Below are 3,455 nucleotides of genomic sequence, written 5' to 3'. Positions count from 1 at the left end.
GGGAAAAAGTACCTGAATTTTCCCCCTGATCACTCCCATGCCTGGTACTTTTTGATTGACAAAAAGTCTAAAAGTCTTACCCAACAAGGTTTTTAGATTTATTCAGCAGACCCTACTTAAGTACCTAATAGCATTTTTCACCCTGAAACATCGATTTTTAGTACAATATTACTGCAATATTAAAAGCAGTGAACAAATAAACAGCGATGATCACCGGCGAATTAAAATCCAAAATAGATAAACTTTGGACAACCTTCTGGAATAACGGCATTAGTAACCCGCTTTCGGTAATCGAGCAGATTTCCTATTTACTCTTTATCAAGCGCCTAGATGACCTAGAACTGGCTAAAGAGCGCAAAGCCCAAAGATTAGGCGAAAAACTGGAAAATCCCACCTTTACCCCCAGCCAACAGCATATCCGTTGGTCGCACTTCAAAAATCTCGATGATGGGGAGACGATGCTCCAGATTGTCCGGGATGAAGCGTTTCCCTTTATCAAAGATCTGGGGCAATTCTCCAAGGGTAGCACCTACGCCAAACACATGAGAGACGCGGTGTTTCTCATCGCCTCCCCGGCGCTGCTGGCCACGGTAATCGAGCAAATCGAAAAAATCCCGATGGAGGATCGCGACACCAAGGGCGACCTTTACGAGTATATGCTCTCAAAACTGAGTACAGCCGGGACTAACGGACAGTTTCGCACGCCGCGCCATATTATCAAAATGATGGTGGAGTTATTAGCACCCGGACCGAGGGAGGTTATCTGTGATCCGGCCTGTGGCACAGGAGGCTTTTTAGTGGCGGCTGCCGAGTATGTGCGGGAGTTAAAGGACAGCGAGGGGGGACGATTACTTCATGAACGCGGCAACCTAGAGCATTTCAATAACCAAATGTTCCACGGTTTTGATTTTGATGCGACGATGTTACGCATCGGCAGCATGAACCTGATGTTACACGGTATCGAGCAGCCGATTATCGAGGCCCGGGATTCCCTATCGGAGGATCACGCCGGAGTAGAGGATAGTTTTACCTTGATTCTGGCTAATCCACCGTTTAAGGGTTCGGTGGAGAAATCTACTATTGCCAAGGATTTATCGAAAATCATCGACACCACTAAAACCGAGTTATTATTCATGGCCCTGTTTTTGCGGTTGCTGAAGACGGGGGGAAAAGGCGCGGTAATTGTGCCGGATGGGGTGCTATTTGGCTCGTCGAAGGCCCACAGGGACATCCGCACCATCTTGGTAGAGGAACATAAGCTAGAGGGGGTGATATCGATGCCGTCGGGGGTTTTTAAGCCTTACGCGGGGGTATCTACCGCGATTCTCATCTTTACGAAGCTGGGGGTAAGGGAAAAGGGGACTGACTTCGTTTGGTTTTATGACATGGTGGCGGATGGTTTCTCTCTCGATGATAAACGCCAACCGATTGCCGATAATGATATCCCGGATTTGCTGCGCTGTTGGCATAATCGCGACTCCGCTCAGGACACCAACCGCAAAGCGAAGGCGTTTTTTGTGCCTCGCGAGGAGATTCAAGCCAATGCTTATGATCTATCAATTAACCGCTATAAAGAGATAGAGTACGAGGAAGTGAGCTATGAGCCTCCAAAGGTGATTTTACAGAAGTTAAGGGCTTTAGAGGCTGATATTCGTCAGGATTTGGACGCATTAGAGGAGATGTTAGGATGATGGCAGAATACCGATGAGAATTATTTCCCGCCGCACCCTCCAAGAGTTTTGGGAGATTCATCCCGATGCGGAGCAACCGCTCAAAGCTTGGCTGGCCGAAGCGAAAAAGGCTCAATGGCAGAATCCTAACGATATTAAGCGAACGTATCGAAACGCTAGTATCGTCAGTGATAACCGGGTGGTTTTTAACATCAAAGGCAATGATTATCGTTTAATTGTCCATGTTCGTTACGATATTGGTATTCTGTTCATTCGATTCATTGGCACCCATCGACAGTACGACAAGATAGACGCAAACAGGATTTAAAACTCACTATGTTAGACCTACATCCTCTCAAAACCGAATCCGAGTATGAGGCGGCTTTACTGGAGATTGAGTCGCTTCTGGAAGTACCTCCGGGGACACCAGAAGCAGCGCGCTTAGATTTGCTGGCTACACTGGTTGATGCCTATGAACAGGAACATTTTCCCATCGCTCTACCGGATCCTATCGAAGCGATTCGGTTTTATCTAGAGAGCCGAGGATTAGACGCTCAGGTTCTGATACCTATTCTCGGCGATCAGGAACAGGTAAATCAAGTATTAAACCGCCAACAGCCCCTATCGCTGGAGATGATTCGGCAACTGCATCAAATCTGCAATATTTCGGCAGAGGTGCTGATTCAGTCCTACGCACTGGAGGGGGTGTTATGAAAAATCTACAGCTAGAGGTTATTCTGCGGGAGATAAAAGATTATTTCCATCTGCTCTATCAAAACCAATTACCGAAAATCGTCCTTTACGGTTCCCAAGCACGGGAAGATGGACGGGAAGATTCTGATATCGATCTTTTAGTCATTCTTTCCGGTGTGGTGGATCCCTATCAGGAAATTGACTGCACGAGTGAATTTATCGCTAGGCTTTGCCTTGATTATAATGTGGTTGTTTCCCGTCATTTTATCTCTGCGGCAAAGTTCCAGAGCGGAGATAACCCATTCCTTGACAACATACGGCGCGAAGGGGTTACGCTATGACAGTGACAACAAAGCAACAGGTAATTAGTCTGCTAGAGCAAAATCAAGGGGAATTACGGCGATTGGGAGTTAGTCGCTGTGGTTTGTTCGGATCTTTTCGGACAGAGCAGACGACAGAGAAGAGCGATGTAGATATTTTGGTGGTGTTTCAGCCCGGGATGAAGACGTTTAATAATTTTATGGATTTATGTTTCTTTTTGGAGGACTTGTTTGGTCGGAGTGTGGATCTGGTTACACCTGAGTCATTGAGTCCTTTTTTTGGACAACGAATTCTCGATGAGGTGGAATATGTCCTTTAAAAATATGCCGGTAGGGTGGGTTAGACGGCAACAATCTAGGCGTTAAAGTCAATCTAACAATCCGTCGTAACCCACCGTTTTAGTCCACCGAAAGGATGTTTGATTTATGTTTGAAAATAAGATTGATCAGGTTTTACAAGCGTTAAAGGAGATGTTGGGATGAAGGATTGGCCATCTGTCGCACTAGGCGATATTTTTGAAATTGCTCGTGGTGGTTCGCCAAGACCGATTCAGAATTTTCTGACAGAAGAACCTGACGGTGTAAACTGGGTAATGATTGGTGATGCTTCGGATAGTTCAAAATACATCACACACACTAAAAAGCGCATTTTGAGGCGTTGTCAGATTAAGAGATGATGAGGTAAAATAAATGAAAAATAAAATAAGCAGAAAGAACAATGAAATGCCCAGAATGTCAAAGCCATCACATCAATAAAAATGGTCATCGAGGT

6 protein-coding genes are annotated in these 3,455 nt (G+C 45.6%); all 6 read left to right on the top strand.

Annotated elements, in window-relative coordinates:
- Positions 1-206: 206 nt before the first annotated feature.
- The 6 genes from EWV84_RS20410 to EWV84_RS20385 all read left to right on the top strand — a co-directional run bounded on the left by EWV84_RS20410 (position 207) and on the right by EWV84_RS20385 (position 3,360).
- A complete protein-coding gene (locus EWV84_RS20410) occupies positions 207-1,691 on the top strand; it encodes a type I restriction-modification system subunit M (protein ID WP_287079708.1) in 1,485 nt (494 codons plus the stop codon).
- 13 nt (positions 1,692-1,704) lie between these two features.
- Positions 1,705-1,998: a type II toxin-antitoxin system HigB family toxin gene (locus EWV84_RS20405; protein WP_287079707.1), complete on the top strand. Its 294-nt coding sequence runs from the start codon at positions 1,705-1,707 to the stop codon at positions 1,996-1,998.
- An 8-nt stretch (positions 1,999-2,006) separates the two neighbouring features.
- Entirely contained in the window at positions 2,007-2,384 is a 378-nt protein-coding gene (locus EWV84_RS20400) for a helix-turn-helix domain-containing protein (protein ID WP_287079705.1), read from the top strand.
- Positions 2,381-2,704: a nucleotidyltransferase domain-containing protein gene (locus tag EWV84_RS20395; RefSeq protein ID WP_287079704.1), complete on the top strand. Its 324-nt coding sequence runs from the start codon at positions 2,381-2,383 to the stop codon at positions 2,702-2,704. Before EWV84_RS20400 ends, EWV84_RS20395 begins: the two co-directional genes overlap by 4 nt.
- Positions 2,701-3,003 carry a nucleotidyltransferase family protein gene (locus EWV84_RS20390; RefSeq protein ID WP_287079703.1) on the top strand — a complete coding sequence of 101 codons (303 nt, stop codon included), beginning with the start codon at positions 2,701-2,703 and terminating at the stop codon, positions 3,001-3,003. Before EWV84_RS20395 ends, EWV84_RS20390 begins: the two co-directional genes overlap by 4 nt.
- Before the next feature lie 159 nt (positions 3,004-3,162).
- Positions 3,163-3,360 (top strand): restriction endonuclease subunit S domain-containing protein, encoded by a 198-nt coding sequence (locus tag EWV84_RS20385; protein WP_287079702.1) that lies wholly within the window; start codon positions 3,163-3,165, stop codon positions 3,358-3,360.
- The last annotated feature ends 95 nt before the right edge of the window (positions 3,361-3,455 follow it).

The organism is Microcystis sp. M_QC_C_20170808_M3Col (assembly GCF_007095505.1).
Classification (GTDB): domain Bacteria; phylum Cyanobacteriota; class Cyanobacteriia; order Cyanobacteriales; family Microcystaceae; genus Microcystis.
This window is presented reverse-complemented; position numbering and strand designations above follow the sequence as displayed.